Genomic DNA, 14,365 nt, shown 5'->3' with positions numbered 1-14,365 from the left:
GTCTACGGGCGTGGGGTCAGTCCATCTTAGGATCGAATGCAGCCGCCGTTGTCCGACACGCTGGTTGCCCTGTACTTGTAGTTCGATAAGAAATGAATCGCCACGCGCTTAGATGACATTCCGTTAGCTAGAATTACACTATCAAAATGCAAGAAAAAGGCCCATTCCATGGAGTGGGCCTGAAAAGAAGTATTTTGATTAACGTGATGCCGGGTGCCTCCCGGTGGACCTTTGGCTGACAAACCATGACCCGTGTGCACTAAGCATGTCATTCCATGACTTTGTTTACTGTCAGTTTCACCCCTCCGCTTAGGGGGATTCATCACAATTACATCAAAACGAGAGCTTTTACTAGATGCTCTATAACTTTAGAACCAATAAGAAAAACCTGCAATCAAACAGCACTATTATTCTAAAAGGATCAGACTTCACGGGCTTGATTTATCAACAAAGCACGTAGAGAGTGATACCCGTGAGCCCGAAATGGAAAAGGCCACCATGCGGCTGCCTCGAAGTAAGTGCGGTTGTTTATATAGGTGGAGTAAGAGGACCTTCAAACACCTCTGCTTCACCGTTATGACAAATGTCATCGCCTCTGGTCAGATGCCAGACACCTGTGATTGTTTTACCCGTTTCCAGATCATCAACAGTGTCATTCGTGTAGTACGCCACCTGTACAACACCGACATGCTGAATCCAGTAGTAACCTTCTTTCATAAGCTCCTCCGCGATACTCAGCAGATAGTTTAGAGTGGTACAAATAATGCTGTGGTGCAGGAAGCCACAACTTAACCTTTGCTAATAAAGTAATTTCGAAAGATGACGATAATGGGTAATAAATGTAAGCCCGGAGGAACCACCATGAGTATGACAGTTAGCACTTTGAGTCAGGACATACTGCAAAGCACAGTAAAACAAGCACCTTCAAGTACTGGCAACTCTGTTTCACAACAAATTCAAAACCTGAAAAAACAAATTGGTGAGTTGACAAAAGAGCTCAGCGCCATGGGTTCAAAAATAAATGAAGTAACCTCCGAAGATGAGGCAAAACTGCTTAAACAGCAGATGGAAATGATTCAAAGGCAAATCGAGTCTATATACGCAAAAATTGCTCAATTACAAAAACAAGAAGCAGAAAAAAACCAAATGGTATCGGGAGCATTACCTACGGTAAGTGACAAATCAGGTTCGAACGTTGCAGGGAATAATACTAAAAATATTGATGTCTACGTTTAGCAGCTACCCCCAACCATTTTTCCTTTGAGTTAAAAACGAAAAAGCACTGGAGCGTTGTGAGAACTTGTTTTCAAGTTAACGATTCAGCACGGCGATATGACAGGGGTACTGGTGTAATACACCTCGCGAATACCCCTGTCGTATCGCCGGAAAGCAAAAACCCCGCGCTGGCGGGGTTCTCGTTATATTCAAATTGTTCGCTTTTCGTCGCTGCCATCGTGGCACAGCTCTGCCAAGTATGAATGGATTATCTAATTTTCTGGGTAGTTTTCAATACCAGACACAAAAAACAGCACAAAAAAGCAAAAATATTATTCCTTGCTTTCCAAAAGTGCTTTCGCTGACAAGAACACCTTTGCTCTGAAAATCTGTAAACACCACTTCACTCGCTCTCTGGCCTTTTCTTGTGTCAGCCATGGCGCAATCGCCTGCAGTTCCCGGGTTATGTCTGAGACTTTTTTTCGGGTGGTGTAATACTGAAGACCAACAACATAAACCGGATCGTTTATATCCAGCGCCTGCAGTACGCATTGCTCAACAAAATCGACATCATCATTATGCAGGGCTTCATCAATCACATTGGCAGGTGACTGGGGCCAGAGAATGCTGTGCGCCCTGTTCATTGCCTGCTGCCCACGGAATCCCTCTTCTCGAGCCTGGTTCAACGCCGCGGTGAAGCGCTCTAGCGCCTTATCTGACCAGTTCCGTCCCTTAAGTACATACCAGCACGCGTGTCCTCGCGGCATACGTGGTGCTGTTTTTCCACCCACACCATCACCCCATGTAGTGAGCAGGGATTTAATCCATCCGGACTGGATCCCCGTCAGGAGGATGCATTTCCCCAGCCAGCTTTTACGCGGCGCAGATGCTGCTTTACCAAGTGCTTCAAAATGATTACGTCGTTGACGTGGTGTCATCCTGTTCATCTCCTTACGCCAGAACACCGAGCCCGTAAGCCCGATCCAGCACTCTGATAATCATTACCGGCTGAGGTACATGCTTTCGCTCAAACTTCACCGGGTCGTTATGTAGTTCTGTATGGCACTGACGACACAGGGGGATCGCGAAAATATCATGTGCCTTCGTTGCCATACCTCCCTGCCCCCAGCCAATTAAATGGTGTGGGTCGTCGGATGGTTTGCCGCAGCATTCGCAGGGCTGTGTTTTAATCCATTCCAGATATCGGGGGGCCGTCCAACGGATACGCTTTGGACGTTTCATATAGGTTTGCGGGGACTCAGGATCGACCAGAACACCAACTACGGGCTTAACCGCAGGCACCTGCGCTGGTGGCATGTTCACGGTTACTGTGCTGGCTTTGGCTGTAATGATGCTGGTGGGGGTTAGACCCGGCTCGATGTCGCATTCATGCATGACTGACTGATGATTTTTCGAAGGAATACGAAGCGCCCGACTGGCTACTGATTCGGGAATTGCGTCAGTAACACCCATACGCACCGCCCACCAGCATAGCTCCGCCAGCGACAGTTCTCTGGAAGGATCCTGATTCAGCGCCACCATGATGCTGTTGATAATCCAGCTAATAACATTACATCTCGCCAGCTCTGCAAGTTGTTCGCTGTAATGGTCACGCAAATGGTTATCGCAATGTCCACACAGAAGAACCGATCCGGGTTCATGACGCAGAGTGGTTAACTCGTGATAATGGTAATCGCTGTGTGGCCACTGGCAGCAGCTACCGCCATAACGCAGAAGCCAGTAATCAAGGCCACTCAAACCACCAGCAGCCTTAATAACTTTTTCATCCTGGAAGAACGGTCGCAGCGACTCGTCACACGCAAGCGGCTGGCGAACGTCAGGAACACGGCCAGCAGGCAACCGTTCCATACCTGCCGGCTGGCTTTCCACCAGCACACGTTCACAACTGAATAATGACATCAGCTCGCTGCCCGGCTTGAGCAGCACAATTCCAAGCTCACGCGCAACCACCGGCTTCAGCAGCGCCCTCATTCTGCTATCTCCCCGATAATTATTTGTCCCTTCTCTCCCCATAATTTTGTGACGCGTGAATCCCAGATGTGAGCGTCATCTTCGTAAATGGCATCCATCAGGGCTTTCATCATGTTGTCGAAATCAGGTTTAGCCTGATGTGGTTTACCGTTGAACTCAGCCCGTTTCTTTTTGCTCCAGCTCGCTGGCATCGGAAGAATGAAGGTGACATGTGAACCGCTTTCCGCCAGCTCAACACCCCGCAGACGAACTTCATCACAGAAAGCGCGGTAACGCAGAACCTCAGGGCGCTTTTTCCATTTGTCAGCGCGCGTCATTCTGGGCTTGCCCATTGGGGTGATATTGTAGACTTTCACAATCACCTCCAGATCCGTTGTTGCCAGGTTCTGTCCTGACGAGGAGGCTTAGATACTTCCGGCAAGAACGCGCTGATCGTCCAGTGAATGAAGTCATTATCCAGACTACGCTCGGTCTTAATCTGCTTTGCGTGATAGCGGGCTTCCAGTTCGTCAGCCTGCTCAGTGGTGAATTGGGTGTGTTGAAACCAGCTTTTCTTCATAACGCACCTCTGGATGCGGCAAAAAGAAAATCGCTGGCGTTGGTTAACGTCAGTATGTGGGATTGCTTGAATTGATCTTGCGCCATGGGCTTTTCTCCTGTGGCGCAGCAGGTATAGGTTGTTCAGGCCTATGACGGGAGTGTAACAGATTTTTGGGTAACGCGATAACCAGCCCTTTCCAGCATCTGAGTAAATAACGTAGGTGTACCAATAATTTCATTATCCTGAAGAGGCATGAAAGACACCATGCTACCGCGACGGTACATCAGTGCGCGCTCACACTCAGGAAATGATTGCAGTCTGGCAACGATGACTCCATCGTGACATCTGATGACTGCGTAGCCTTTTTTGGGCAATTCTACTTTTTCTTTCACTTAAACTCCCCCATGCAAACGGGATAAAAGCAACACCCAAAATAATTAATAAAACCAGTCGCCAGCACTTTCCCAGGTCTCCTGGAGAATCGTCTCAATTTTCTCTTTATCTTCCTTGTTACCACCAAGAACACTTAAGCCATCAGAACCTGCACGACGTATGCTCAGGCTGCAGTTCTCATACTGATTACCCAACCTTTTAAGTAACTCTTTCTCCAGCGCCGGAACTGCTCCCTTTGGAAGTTCTTTAGTACGATCAATGGTGAGTTCAACTTTCATATTAGCCTCCACCGCAATACTGTATATTTGTACAGTACACCGATACATTGAAATGATCAATGACTTAAGAGCACAAATTGCTAACCTTTGCCTATCAATTAGATGCAAAAAACCCGCCGAAGCGGGTTCAATCCAATGCGGACTTGTTGTTTGAACACCATAGTAAGTATGGAGATATCAACGTCCTTAAATTTGGATAACTGTATTGATGGGGATTGATTGCACAACTTTCATACGCTCGCCCCCCCCTGCAACTTTTTCTGGTTCTGTCTAACATACCCAATCAAAATAACAACTGTGTCAGGTATCCCATAATAATCGCCATGCCCAAAATAACGGTCAGGAATGCAGCAATCAAGGGTGTTTTGAACATTGATTTAAGCAGTATTACTTCCGTCAGACTAGCTCCAGCGCTACCAATAATCAGAGCCATTACTGCTCCCGTTCCCATGCCTTTATCCATCAAGACTGATGCCAACGGAATTACTGCCTCAGCACGTATATACAAAGGTATTCCAATAACTGCACTTAATGGAATCGCAAACGGATTATCATGCCCGGCATGAGCAGCAATCCACTCTGCAGGTATAAAACCGTAGATAAACGACCCTATAACAATACCTAACATCAGATAAGGTAATACATCTTTAAATTGAGTCCAGGCATCCTGAAATGCCAGACGTATCGCACCAGGATCTCTTACTACACTTTTCGGGAAGAATTGTTTATTTGTTTGACCTGTCTCGCAGCTCAATTCACAATTTGTGCCCCGAAATGCTGAGAAACTCTTAAACGTTTCTTGTGGTTTAGAACAACTATTAGCCCCTATGTCCTGTTGATTTGATACAGAACAGCAAGCTGAAACACTCCGTAGTTTAGTTTCAAGAGTTTTTCCACTGCTAACACCACAACAGCTAGCCAGCGGTTTTGATGTTTCGACAATATGTCGGTCAAAACCAAGCACATCTAACAAAATACTTGCCAGTACGGAAACTGTTGCAGCTATAACAGCGTATAGCAGGGTAACTTTCCAACCAAAAGTAACCCACATCAGACCAATGATTATCGGGTTAAGCAGAGGTGAAACAAACAAAAATGTAAGTGTTGGACCGAAGCCTGCTTTTGCTGATAACAGTCCGCGTAACATGGGAATTGTAGAGCAGCTGCAAAACGGTGTTACAGCTCCTAACAGCGATGCAAGTATGTAACCTCTCCCCTTTCTCGCCCCTAACATTCTTTGAATCTTTTGGTCCGGAATTTTTTGCCTGATAAGGCTAACACCCGCACTAATCAGAAAAAAAAGCGCAGACAACTCGACAGCAAGAAACAAGAACATCTCTGCCGCGTTAGTAAACATAGAAATCCAGCTATTCATGAAACCTCCCATAAATCATATTTCTAGAATAATCGAATTATTGAGGTTAGATCAACATATTTCTGGTATTATCGAAATATCACTAGACGAGGAAGGCACCATGCAACTAGAAGAAGTAGCTAAAGCTATGAAAGAATTAGGACATCCGACACGTTTGTTTATTTTCAAACACCTTGTTAAAGCCGGTGAACAAGGTTTACCTGTAGGTGATCTACAAAAACAACTTGCGATTCCATCTTCAACACTGAGTCATCATATATCCGCTCTTGTTTCCGTAGGTCTGGTCAAACAAAATCGCGAAAGCCGATCCTTAATCTGCGTTTCTCAATATGACAAGTTAGAGTCGATTATTGATTTTCTACGCGAAGAATGTTGCATCAACAGTCCAAAGATTTAAATCGAGGCAATCCATTGTTTTTATTTGATAAAGGAGCCGCCTAAATAACAGGCGGCTCTCCTGTCGCTTATTTCAATTTTTTGCCTGCATCATCAACGACTTTCTCGCCATCTTCCTTGGCGAAAGCCCCTTTCTGAGCATCAGGAAGGATATCCAGAACAACTTCAGAAGGACGGCACAGTTTGGTTCCCAGCGGTGTTACAACGATGGGGCGATTAATCAGGATCGGATGCTGCAACATAAAGTTAATTAACTGGTCGTCAGTAAATTTATCTTCGGCAAGACCCAGTTCCTCATATGGCTCGACGTTCTTACGTAGTAACGCCCGGACGGAAATGCCCATATCAGCAATGAGTTTGACCAGCTCATCGCGTGAAGGTGGAGTCTCAAGGTAAAGAATAACGGTCGGCTCATTACCGCTGTTGCGGATCATCTCCAGCGTGTTACGCGATGTGCCGCAGGCTGGGTTGTGATAAATGGTGATGTTGCTCATATCAGTATCTCATTACAAAGTGAAAGAGAGACGTAGCGCCAGCGCGGCCAGCGTTACAAACAGCACAGGCAGAGTCATGACGATCCCGGTGCGGAAATAGTATCCCCAGGTGATGGTCATATTCTTCTGTGAAAGTACGTGTAGCCAGAGCAGCGTTGCCAGGCTACCAATAGGGGTAATTTTCGGCCCCAGATCGCAGCCAATGACGTTGGCATAAATCATTGCTTCTTTGATAACGCCCGACGCGGTACTGCCATCAATCGACAATGCGCCAATCAATACGGTAGGCATGTTATTCATGATAGAAGAGAGGAATGCGGTCAGGAATCCCGTTCCCAGCGTGGCTGCCCACAGGCCTTTATCTGCGAGTAAGTTCAGCACGTCAGACAAATATTCTGTCAGCCCTGCGTTACGCAGCCCATAGACCACCAGATACATTCCCAGCGAGAAGATCACGATCTGCCATGGTGCCCCACGCAACACTTTACCGGTGTTAATGCCGTGACCTTTTTTTGCCACAGCAAACAGGATTGCTGCCCCTACTGCTGCAATGGCACTGACCGGAATACCCAGTGGTTCGAGTACAAAAAAGCCCACTAATAAAAGAATTAATACAATCCAACCTGTTCTGAATGTTGCCAGATCTTTGATGGCTTTTGCGGGCTCTTTCAGTCGTGCAATATCATAAGTGGGCGGGATATCTTTGCGGAAAAATAGATGCAGCATCACCAGAGTGGCGACGATGGCGGCGATATCCACCGGCACCATTACCGAGGCATATTCCGTGAATCCCAGTTTGAAGAAATCAGCCGAAACGATATTGACTAGGTTCGATACGATAAGCGGCAAGCTGGCGGTATCGGCAATAAACCCTGCGGCCATCACGAAAGCAAGTGTGGTGCTTTTACTGAAGCCAAGCGCCAGGAGCATAGCGATAACAATCGGCGTCAGAATAAGTGCCGCGCCATCGTTGGCAAACAGTGCCGCGACTGCCGCGCCGAGCAGAACGATATACGTAAACAGAAGGCGGCCACGACCGTTCCCCCAGCGAGAAACGTGCAGCGCTGCCCATTCGAAAAAGCCTGACTCATCAAGCAACAGACTGATGATAATAACGGCGATAAATGTTGCCGTCGCGTTCCAGACGATATTCCACACCACCGGAATATCAGCAATGTGAATCACACCCGATGCCAGAGCCAGTACGGCCCCCAGCGTGGCGCTCCAGCCAATCCCTAATCCCTTTGGCTGCCAGATAACCAATATGATGGTCAGGATAAAAATGGCTCCTGCCAGTAACATATAACCTCCTGAAAGGGCAGCAATGCTGCCCCGAATGATGGTAATAACTAACCCGCGAGTTGTTTGAGTTTATCGATGCCGGTTGGTTCTGACGCCAGTACGGGTACAAGTGCTACACGGCTGGCATGTAGATTTTTAACGCTCTCGATCTGCGGACGTTCCTGCTGCGCTCGCAAGCGGAGCAGCGGTGAACGGGTATCCGCGATGGAAAGGCTGTTATTGATAATCCAGCCCCAGGGGTGAATTCCTGCACGTTCAAGGTCGGCCTGTAAATTTGCCGCCTCAAGTACCGGCGTGGTTTCCGGTAGCGTGACCAGTAACACTTTGGTTCGCTCCGGGTCCTGCAGTTGCATCATCGGTGTGGTGAAATGGCCTTTTTCCCCCATTTTTCTGGCAATCTCGCGGTGATATGCCCCGGTGGCATCAAGCAGCAAGAGCGTGTGTCCGGTCGGTGCCGTATCCATCACCACGAAGCGCTTACCCGCCTCGCGAATCACCCGTGAAAAGGCCTGGAATACCGCAATTTCCTCGGTGCAGGGTGAGCGTAAGTCCTCTTCCAGCAGGCGTTTTCCCGCATCGTCCAGTTCTTTTCCCTTCGTCTCAAGAACATGCTGACGATAGCGTTCAGTTTCCTCGAGAGGATCGATCCTGCTGACCTGCAGATTGTTGAGGCTGCCGTTGAGGGTTGTGCTGAGATGCGCTGCAGGATCAGATGTTGTCAGATGGACATCAAATCCCATTTCGGCCAGTCTGACAGCAATGGCAGCCGCCATCGTGGTTTTCCCTACACCACCTTTACCCATCAGCATGATCAGGCCATGCTCATTACGGGCAATATCATCGACCAACGCAGAAAGTGACGGAATGTCAGGGCGCTGTTGAATGTATTCTTCAGAGGATGACGCCTCTATAGGCTGAGTGGAGAGAAGTCCGCTGAGTGCAGACACGCCGACCATATTGACCGGCTGGAGGAATAACGTGTCAGTTGGCAGACCGGAAAGATCAGAGGGAAGATTGGACAGCGCCTCCTGTTCACGGTCCCATATTGCCGCAGCCAGTGTATCGTTTGCTGCTTCAGTTTTGGGCAGAACGCCGTTGATGACCAGGTACTGATTTTTAAGACCGATGGCGGCAAGCTCCAGATGAGTCCGGGCAACTTCCTGCAACGTGGATTTTTGCAGACGAGCAACCAGAACCAGTCGGGTACGTGCTGGATCAGATAATGCTTCAACAGCCTGGGCATACTGTTCACGCTGTTTTTCCAGACCGGCCATCGGGCCGAGGCAGGACGCACCCTCGGGATTGCTATCAATAAAGCTACTCCAGGCACCTGGCAACTGGAGAAGGCGAATGGTATGACCCGTCGGTGCGGTATCAAAAATGATATGGTCAAACCGGGTCAGTAGAGAAGCATCTGTCAGTAATCCGGTAAATTCATCAAAAGCCGCAATCTCTGTTGTGCATGCCCCCGACAGTTGTTCGTTGATGCTGGAAACGACGTCATCAGGCAGGATGCCTTTAATGGGGTCAACGATTCTGGCCCGGTACTGTTGTGCAGCGGCCTGAGGATCAATCTCAAGAGCCGATAATCCTGGAACAGAAGCTACTGGCTGAATGGTATTGCCAATCGTCTGTCCAAACACCTGACCTACGTTTGAGGCCGGATCGGTACTGACCAGCAGCACCCGTTTCCCCTGTTCTGCCAGACGGATCGCCGTGGCGCATGAAATAGAGGTTTTACCAACGCCTCCTTTACCAGTAAAAAACAGATAAGGGGGGATATTCTGTAAGAAGTTCATATGTCCTCCTGACATACTTAACAACAAGAAGTATTACCACCACAGCAGATTGTTGGCGCTAATCCCACTTTCTCCAGTGGAATGCCAAACCAGCGAGCCAGCTCAGCGCGTTTCGGATAACGCCCAGCCATCACTGTTTCGCCATCCAGTAACAACAATGGCAAACCTTCTGCCCCGGAAGCCTCTATAAACGCTTTGACCTTCTCGTTCTGTACAAAGCTCATCGGTTGTTGTGCGAGATTGAAACGCTCAATTTGTACACCACGTTGTTTGAGCCATTGTACATCCGCAGAAAAATCGACCAGAGCCTGATCAACATCTGTACCGCAGACTCCGGTGCTGCAACACATCGCTGGGTCAAATACCGTTAACGTTTTCATTTCAATACCTCACATTTGAAAAAACATATATGTTCAGGCAAATTTTTTAGATGCAGACAGCCTTCCCGCTACCAGAGCAGTTGGCTGAAGCCAGCTTACGGGCGATGGCCTGAACGTCGTCCTGTTGGCTTAACCAGGCCTGCTCAATAATCTGAGCAGCCCAGGAAGGAATATGCGGGGATAAGCGGTAATGAACCCATTTCCCCTGCTTGCGATCCAGCAATAATCCACTTTCCCGAAGCATCGCCAGATGGCGGGAGATCTTGGGCTGAGATTGTTCCAGCGCAGTGCAGAGATCGCACACGCACAGCTCTCCCATCTCTCTAAGCAATAACACGATACCCAACCGGGTTTCATCTGAGAGATTTTTGAAAAGTTGTAGAGAAGTTAGTTCAACCATTTTAATCTCCTGAATTCTCTCCGTAGTTTCCTGCAATAGTTGAGTGCCGTCAACTATCATATTCGAAAATTCAAATATGATAGTTACGTGAATTTCATTTCGTGTTTACAATTTGTTTATTCTTCAATTCGTTAACCCTGCCGCTTTTCGACGCCTGTATTCATCCATCAGTAGTTGCGCTGGCGTTGGCCCCGCCGGATGGTGCGGCGCCGCCAGTTGACGTCGAATTGGTGGGACACTTAGTCCGTTACCAACATGCTTCGACCACTTCGTAAGTAATTTTTCTGCCAGTCGTTTCAGCTCCCCCTCTGTCATTTGTCGTTCTACACCCGTTCTGCGCATTTCGATGCAGATGTGATACAGCACAGGCTGAGGCCATGGATATTTATCGCTACCTGAATACCGATATGACTCATTGCGCCAGCGCCGGTATTCCGACATAACCTGCTCCGACGTCAACCCAAATGGATTCGCACCACTCTCTGAAACCAGAGAAACAAACTCAGCCAGGTCAGGCGGCCATGTATTTCCCATCGCGCAGCGCTCCATGCACTGCTGACAGACCAGTCTAATTTGCTGTTCAGTCATCGAACCTATCTGGGCTATCCAGATAGGCGAAGGCTCCGCCCCGTTCTTCTGGGTCCATCGGTTCGAATACACCTCCCCCATGACCTGCCACAGACGCCAGGCTGTTTCCATCGCCATCAAGTCCATTCCTGCGGCGCCACTCTGCGTGGGCTGACTGAATTTGCTGAACTGCCCGGGATGCTGTTGGTTCTGATCCTGCTCCCACATGACTGTTACCTCCGGTTTCTGGTTTTACCTGCGTTCTCACCCGGGCTACATGTCGGGCAAATTTTTGTTCCCACTGGATTTGCGTAAAAACTTTCCCTTCCGACTCCCAGTACGCGGTGAATTCCGCGAGTTCAGTCAGAAGGTAATCTGGTTCAGGCAGGGAGATACCCCACGAGGCGGCGCGCTGTCGGAAGTCTCTGGAGGGAAGCCAGCTATCTGCCATGCTGAATTTCCCGATCGGTTCATCAACACCGTCCAGATATCGGGGCATGGCCGGGGATGGTAGTTCCTCGCCAGTCGAATTATTCATCGCGCCCGCGCTAAGAGAGGGGGTTAAGATCTGTTTACTGCTAACTGCTTTCTGGATACCTGATGGCAAAGGTTTAGCCAAAGACTTAGCCTTATCCTTAGGCAAGGCGAAAGCCTTATCAAAAGCCATCCCCATAGCGTCAGAAACCCCGTAACAGGCGGCTTTGAGAGCTTCGTATGCTTTATCTTTCAGTGAACATTCAGGCAGTAATTCAAACGATCTTGCCCAGGATTTGATCACGTTCACTGATGCTGGCGGGTTATGTTTCACCGCATTAGGCAACCAAAAAACTCTGGCTTTAAGGTCGGCTTCCACCATACCTAACGCTATGGCTTCGCCTAAGGCTAAGTCGAAGGCTTCGACATCCCAGTTTAATTCTTCAGCCATAGCAGCCCTTCCCGCTTTATACAGCCCAGGGATAATCCCCGTGAATGGACCTGTAAGCAGGTAAATAAACAGACTCTGGCCACTTGGCGGGAGTGGTGATAAGGCTCGAAACTTCGGATCATCCCACATGGTGATCTTCACCTTACGGTAAGGCTCGTTATTAGCCTTACTCTTAGGCATGGCCTTAGCCAAAGGATTAGGCATACTTCACCCCGCGAGTTGCAGTAATAATGGTCATTGGTCAAAACTCGATTAAAACAATTGCGGCGCTACGGCGCTTATACTCGCCAGTAGTGGTCCCGCCGCGTCAGCAGGTAACATGTTGAACAATGCGATTGCTGCTTCACGAATTTCCTTCTCCAGTTTCTGTAACGGAGCGCCGATTAATTTCGCCTGGTGTGCCTCACTGCATTCTTTGATAGCGCTTGCCACCAACTCCGCTTCGGTGCTCGCATTACTTAAGCCGTGGTTCCTGGCAATCTGAACTGGCATAGCGGCGATGATTGAGCTTGACAGCTGCATTACGTAAGTCGTGTACTTTTCTGAACCTCCCTCGTTTTTCAGATATCGGAATAAATTCTGCTTATTAACAGAAATTCCGCGGCCATCTGCTTTGGCCCACTCTTCAGCCACCAACTGAGCGATCCGTTCCTGTGCCTGTCCTGGTAATGTCGATTCCCATTCACGAACGGCGGCCAATATGGCACGGTGCTGAATGCGGTCACGGCGCTGGGGTTTAAACTGATTTTCCGTTTTCAACGGAATAGCTAAACGCTGGCTATGATGTTGATACGTGGCTGATTGCATGATTAAGCCTCCTTTTGAGGTAAACCATCAGTGGGGTTTGGATAAAGATCCGGTCTGATTTCGTGTGGGGTGACTTTCCAATCCAGCGCCCTGCAGGCGTTTAGCACCTCTGTGCTGGCGACTTGAGTGCGAAACCAGACTGAAACAGTCTGTGAGTTTTTGCCTAAGCGGCGAGCCAGTTCTGATTGGCTACCACACAGTGAAATGATCTTCTTTTGAATGTTTTCGTTCATACGACCTCCTAAATTTCGTACCACATATTTGATAAAATACTTATCAATGTCAAGAAATTTAACTGGCCACATTTGAAAGGAAACTTTGTATGCTTGGCTATTGGTTAGATTTGGAACTGAAAATGAACTTTGAAGAACGTTTGCAACGAGCTCTTGATGAGGCTGGCATGTCTCAATCTGAACTGGGACGTCGGATAGGTGTTAACTCGCAAACCGTTAGCCATTGGTGTAACGCAGGTATTTTTCCACGCAAAGAAAAACTCATACTCTTGCCCGAAGCGCTTGGAAAGCCGCTTTATTGGTTCTTCATGACCGATGAAGAAGAGGAGCACATTGTTTCAGTTACACAAAGTAAAACTGTTCTGAACCCACATCAGTCTGCTCTCCTTGAGGTATTCGACCAGCTCCCTGAGGCTGAGCAAGAAAGGTTTATATCTTTAGCAAAAACCAGACTAGAAGAGCTCGATGCCTTCATGGCTGAGTTTTTACGCAAACGCAAAATAGATCCTCAACGCTAGTTTCTAAATCTACGTTGTTAAGGCCGCTAATAGCGGCCTTTTTTACGCCCGAACATGCCTCACCACTGATAACCAAAACACATCATGGTATGTAATTTATCAATTTCATCTTGACGTCTGGTATATTTATTTGTAGCCTGATTTTAGAAAATCAGTCATCGGGGCAGGACGCCCACGAAGTAGCTGCCGGCGGCATACGAATCACCGGATGAGATGACAAGTATTAACACGCAGCAGGTTCAACGTTCCGCCAGCCTGGCGACAAGGGCAACGCAAGAGGATAAATCCATGATCGATTTCGCACGTAAACCAGTGCGGTGTCAGGCCGTACATCTAAATCGCATTGAAGTAATCATTCGACTGATTTGCTACATGCTCGCCCAGAAGGGCGACCCGTCTGCCGACCAACAGATTGCAGTTCGTTCATAACGAGTTTGACCAATGGCTGTTGCCAGCATCAGTAAGGAAGTGACTATGGAGTTTGGAATGAAACGTGTGGTGGCATCTGTTCAGGTGGTTGCCATCCTCAACAGGATTTACAACGGCAGCCCTGTTTCCATCGCATCTATCAGTAAGGAATCAAAGCTGTCTGTGTCTTACCTCGAGCAGATTTTCTCGAAGCTGCGCACCAGTGAAATTGTCACCAGCCAGCGTGGTGCTGGTGGCGGATACCACCTTAGCAAAGCAAATCCCAGCGTGGCTGACGTCGTTCGCGCCGTTACTCATACGCCTGATTCATTTGAACCCGTG

Annotated in this window: 22 protein-coding genes; 5 read left to right on the top strand and 17 right to left on the bottom strand. The window is 48.3% G+C overall.

Going from position 1 to position 14,365, the window contains the following annotated elements; all coding sequences use genetic code 11:
* Window positions 1-528: 528 nt before the first annotated feature.
* Window positions 529-717, bottom strand: a complete 189-nt coding sequence (locus FDW95_RS01720; RefSeq protein ID WP_048221178.1) for a hypothetical protein — start codon at window positions 715-717, stop codon at window positions 529-531.
* Window positions 718-861: 144 nt separating this feature from the next.
* Here FDW95_RS01720 and FDW95_RS01715 point away from each other — a divergent pair, with 144 nt between their 5' ends.
* Entirely contained in the window at window positions 862-1,236 is a 375-nt protein-coding gene (locus FDW95_RS01715; RefSeq protein ID WP_048221177.1) for a FlxA-like family protein, read from the top strand.
* Window positions 1,237-1,547: 311 nt separating this feature from the next.
* On the opposite strand, the gene FDW95_RS01710 is transcribed toward FDW95_RS01715, so the two are convergent.
* The 7 genes from FDW95_RS01710 to FDW95_RS01680 form a co-directional block, all read right to left on the bottom strand.
* Window positions 1,548-2,153, bottom strand: coding sequence for a hypothetical protein (locus FDW95_RS01710; protein WP_115258728.1), 606 nt, complete (start codon window positions 2,151-2,153; stop codon window positions 1,548-1,550).
* A gap of 13 nt (window positions 2,154-2,166) precedes the next feature.
* A complete protein-coding gene (locus FDW95_RS01705; protein ID WP_115258729.1) occupies window positions 2,167-3,207 on the bottom strand; it encodes a DUF968 domain-containing protein in 1,041 nt (346 codons plus the stop codon).
* Entirely contained in the window at window positions 3,204-3,563 is a 360-nt protein-coding gene (locus tag FDW95_RS01700; protein ID WP_115258730.1) for a RusA family crossover junction endodeoxyribonuclease, read from the bottom strand. The genes FDW95_RS01705 and FDW95_RS01700 overlap by 4 nt, the downstream gene beginning before the upstream one ends.
* 2 nt (window positions 3,564-3,565) lie before the next feature.
* Window positions 3,566-3,766, bottom strand: a complete 201-nt coding sequence (locus FDW95_RS01695) for a hypothetical protein (RefSeq protein ID WP_115258731.1) — start codon at window positions 3,764-3,766, stop codon at window positions 3,566-3,568.
* Window positions 3,767-3,894: 128 nt separating this feature from the next.
* Window positions 3,895-4,140 (bottom strand): hypothetical protein, encoded by a 246-nt coding sequence (locus FDW95_RS01690; protein ID WP_079223882.1) that lies wholly within the window; start codon window positions 4,138-4,140, stop codon window positions 3,895-3,897.
* Window positions 4,141-4,185: 45 nt separating this feature from the next.
* The gene (locus FDW95_RS01685; protein WP_115258732.1) at window positions 4,186-4,419 is read right to left on the bottom strand and encodes a DinI-like family protein; all 234 of its coding nucleotides are present in this window, start codon (window positions 4,417-4,419) and stop codon (window positions 4,186-4,188) included.
* Between the two features lie 283 nt (window positions 4,420-4,702).
* Entirely contained in the window at window positions 4,703-5,794 is a 1,092-nt protein-coding gene (locus FDW95_RS01680; protein WP_057068807.1) for a permease, read from the bottom strand.
* 100 nt (window positions 5,795-5,894) lie between these two features.
* On the opposite strand from FDW95_RS01680, the gene FDW95_RS01675 reads away from it, so the two are divergent.
* On the top strand, window positions 5,895-6,191 hold the full coding sequence (locus tag FDW95_RS01675; protein ID WP_038641364.1) for a metalloregulator ArsR/SmtB family transcription factor: 297 nt from the start codon (window positions 5,895-5,897) through the stop codon (window positions 6,189-6,191).
* Window positions 6,192-6,258: 67 nt separating this feature from the next.
* Here the strand turns inward: FDW95_RS01675 and arsC are convergent, their stop codons facing one another.
* The 9 genes from arsC to FDW95_RS01630 all read right to left on the bottom strand — a co-directional run bounded on the left by arsC (window position 6,259) and on the right by FDW95_RS01630 (window position 13,097).
* Window positions 6,259-6,684, bottom strand: coding sequence for a glutaredoxin-dependent arsenate reductase (gene arsC, locus FDW95_RS01670; RefSeq protein WP_038641366.1), 426 nt, complete (start codon window positions 6,682-6,684; stop codon window positions 6,259-6,261).
* A 12-nt stretch (window positions 6,685-6,696) separates the two neighbouring features.
* Window positions 6,697-7,986: an arsenite efflux transporter membrane subunit ArsB gene (gene arsB / locus FDW95_RS01665; RefSeq protein ID WP_044711231.1), complete on the bottom strand. Its 1,290-nt coding sequence runs from the start codon at window positions 7,984-7,986 to the stop codon at window positions 6,697-6,699.
* 47 nt (window positions 7,987-8,033) lie between these two features.
* Window positions 8,034-9,785, bottom strand: a complete 1,752-nt coding sequence (arsA, locus tag FDW95_RS01660; RefSeq protein WP_115258733.1) for an arsenite efflux transporter ATPase subunit ArsA — start codon at window positions 9,783-9,785, stop codon at window positions 8,034-8,036.
* 17 nt (window positions 9,786-9,802) lie between these two features.
* Window positions 9,803-10,165, bottom strand: coding sequence for an arsenite efflux transporter metallochaperone ArsD (gene arsD / locus FDW95_RS01655; protein WP_044711234.1), 363 nt, complete (start codon window positions 10,163-10,165; stop codon window positions 9,803-9,805).
* A gap of 46 nt (window positions 10,166-10,211) precedes the next feature.
* Window positions 10,212-10,565, bottom strand: coding sequence for an As(III)-sensing metalloregulatory transcriptional repressor ArsR (gene arsR, locus FDW95_RS01650; protein ID WP_044711237.1), 354 nt, complete (start codon window positions 10,563-10,565; stop codon window positions 10,212-10,214).
* Between the two features lie 123 nt (window positions 10,566-10,688).
* Window positions 10,689-11,264 carry a replication protein P gene (locus FDW95_RS01645; protein WP_240500726.1) on the bottom strand — a complete coding sequence of 192 codons (576 nt, stop codon included), beginning with the start codon at window positions 11,262-11,264 and terminating at the stop codon, window positions 10,689-10,691.
* On the bottom strand, window positions 11,146-12,057 hold the full coding sequence (locus tag FDW95_RS01640; RefSeq protein ID WP_044711522.1) for a DnaT-like ssDNA-binding domain-containing protein: 912 nt from the start codon (window positions 12,055-12,057) through the stop codon (window positions 11,146-11,148). The genes FDW95_RS01645 and FDW95_RS01640 overlap by 119 nt, the downstream gene beginning before the upstream one ends.
* A gap of 252 nt (window positions 12,058-12,309) precedes the next feature.
* On the bottom strand, window positions 12,310-12,864 hold the full coding sequence (locus FDW95_RS01635; protein WP_115258735.1) for a toxin YdaT family protein: 555 nt from the start codon (window positions 12,862-12,864) through the stop codon (window positions 12,310-12,312).
* Window positions 12,865-12,866: 2 nt separating this feature from the next.
* Window positions 12,867-13,097 (bottom strand): YdaS family helix-turn-helix protein, encoded by a 231-nt coding sequence (locus FDW95_RS01630; protein ID WP_048235126.1) that lies wholly within the window; start codon window positions 13,095-13,097, stop codon window positions 12,867-12,869.
* 89 nt (window positions 13,098-13,186) lie between these two features.
* On the opposite strand from FDW95_RS01630, the gene FDW95_RS01625 reads away from it, so the two are divergent.
* From FDW95_RS01625 to FDW95_RS01615, 3 genes are all read left to right on the top strand, one after another.
* Window positions 13,187-13,615: a helix-turn-helix domain-containing protein gene (locus FDW95_RS01625; protein WP_016150454.1), complete on the top strand. Its 429-nt coding sequence runs from the start codon at window positions 13,187-13,189 to the stop codon at window positions 13,613-13,615.
* A gap of 213 nt (window positions 13,616-13,828) precedes the next feature.
* Window positions 13,829-14,044: a hypothetical protein gene (locus FDW95_RS01620; protein WP_115258736.1), complete on the top strand. Its 216-nt coding sequence runs from the start codon at window positions 13,829-13,831 to the stop codon at window positions 14,042-14,044.
* Between the two features lie 12 nt (window positions 14,045-14,056).
* Window positions 14,057-14,365 (top strand): Rrf2 family transcriptional regulator (locus tag FDW95_RS01615; protein WP_249358868.1); only part of this gene is annotated, 309 nt, incomplete at its 3' end.

This window comes from Citrobacter sp. wls718 (assembly GCF_005280945.1).
Classification (GTDB): Bacteria; Pseudomonadota; Gammaproteobacteria; order Enterobacterales; family Enterobacteriaceae; genus Citrobacter; species Citrobacter gillenii.
The sequence above is the reverse complement of the archived record's forward strand: the minus strand, read 5'-3'. Positions and strand labels throughout refer to the sequence as shown.

Coding starts and splice junctions, on each gene's coding strand:
- FDW95_RS01720 (WP_048221178.1), bottom strand. CDS start 717: ATGAAAGAAGGTTACTACTGGATTCAGCATGTCGGTGTTGTACAGGTG.
- FDW95_RS01715 (WP_048221177.1), top strand. CDS start 862: ATGAGTATGACAGTTAGCACTTTGAGTCAGGACATACTGCAAAGCACA.
- FDW95_RS01710 (WP_115258728.1), bottom strand. CDS start 2,153: ATGACACCACGTCAACGACGTAATCATTTTGAAGCACTTGGTAAAGCA.
- FDW95_RS01705 (WP_115258729.1), bottom strand. CDS start 3,207: ATGAGGGCGCTGCTGAAGCCGGTGGTTGCGCGTGAGCTTGGAATTGTG.
- FDW95_RS01695 (WP_115258731.1), bottom strand. CDS start 3,766: ATGAAGAAAAGCTGGTTTCAACACACCCAATTCACCACTGAGCAGGCT.
- FDW95_RS01685 (WP_115258732.1), bottom strand. CDS start 4,419: ATGAAAGTTGAACTCACCATTGATCGTACTAAAGAACTTCCAAAGGGA.
- FDW95_RS01680 (WP_057068807.1), bottom strand. CDS start 5,794: ATGAATAGCTGGATTTCTATGTTTACTAACGCGGCAGAGATGTTCTTG.
- FDW95_RS01675 (WP_038641364.1), top strand. CDS start 5,895: ATGCAACTAGAAGAAGTAGCTAAAGCTATGAAAGAATTAGGACATCCG.
- arsC (WP_038641366.1), bottom strand. CDS start 6,684: ATGAGCAACATCACCATTTATCACAACCCAGCCTGCGGCACATCGCGT.
- arsB (WP_044711231.1), bottom strand. CDS start 7,986: ATGTTACTGGCAGGAGCCATTTTTATCCTGACCATCATATTGGTTATC.
- arsA (WP_115258733.1), bottom strand. CDS start 9,785: ATGAACTTCTTACAGAATATCCCCCCTTATCTGTTTTTTACTGGTAAA.
- arsD (WP_044711234.1), bottom strand. CDS start 10,165: ATGAAAACGTTAACGGTATTTGACCCAGCGATGTGTTGCAGCACCGGA.
- arsR (WP_044711237.1), bottom strand. CDS start 10,565: ATGGTTGAACTAACTTCTCTACAACTTTTCAAAAATCTCTCAGATGAA.
- FDW95_RS01645 (WP_240500726.1), bottom strand. CDS start 11,264: ATGGAAACAGCCTGGCGTCTGTGGCAGGTCATGGGGGAGGTGTATTCG.
- FDW95_RS01640 (WP_044711522.1), bottom strand. CDS start 12,057: ATGGCTGAAGAATTAAACTGGGATGTCGAAGCCTTCGACTTAGCCTTA.
- FDW95_RS01635 (WP_115258735.1), bottom strand. CDS start 12,864: ATGCAATCAGCCACGTATCAACATCATAGCCAGCGTTTAGCTATTCCG.
- FDW95_RS01630 (WP_048235126.1), bottom strand. CDS start 13,097: ATGAACGAAAACATTCAAAAGAAGATCATTTCACTGTGTGGTAGCCAA.
- FDW95_RS01625 (WP_016150454.1), top strand. CDS start 13,187: ATGCTTGGCTATTGGTTAGATTTGGAACTGAAAATGAACTTTGAAGAA.
- FDW95_RS01620 (WP_115258736.1), top strand. CDS start 13,829: ATGACAAGTATTAACACGCAGCAGGTTCAACGTTCCGCCAGCCTGGCG.